The 415-nt window shown below is 43.1% G+C and carries 1 protein-coding gene; it reads right to left on the bottom strand.

Annotated elements, in window-relative coordinates; translation table 11 throughout:
- Nucleotides 1-415: aminotransferase class III-fold pyridoxal phosphate-dependent enzyme (locus HC175_RS19440; protein ID WP_168139780.1), on the bottom strand; the 415-nt coding region annotated here is incomplete at both ends.

The following is a 415-nucleotide window of genomic DNA, read 5'->3' as shown; positions in this document are numbered from 1 at the left end:
AAACTCCGGCTTCTCCCTGTATAGGCTCTACTAAAAATCCGGCGATGTTATCATTATTTTTAAGCGCTTCTTCAAGAGCTTCGGGATCGTTATAAGGGATCTTGATGAATCCCGGGGTGTAGGGTCCAAAATTCTTGCGGGCACCTTCATCATTTGAGAAGGAAATAATGGTGGTGGTCCTTCCGTGGAAATTATTTTCACAAACGATGATCTGCGCTTCGCTCTCCTCAACTCCTTTGCGTTCATAGGCCCACTTTCGTGCAAGCTTAATAGCAGTTTCAACAGCTTCTGCCCCCGTATTCATTGGGAGGAGCTTATCAAAACCAAAATATTCTGTAGCGTATTTTTCGTACTTCCCTAAAATGTCATTATGAAAGGCTCTTGAAGTAAGTGTGAGTTTCTTTTCCTGCTCATG

The sequence above is a fragment of the Salinimicrobium oceani genome (assembly GCF_012037645.1).
The sequence above is the reverse complement of the archived record's forward strand: the minus strand, read 5'-3'. Positions and strand labels throughout refer to the sequence as shown.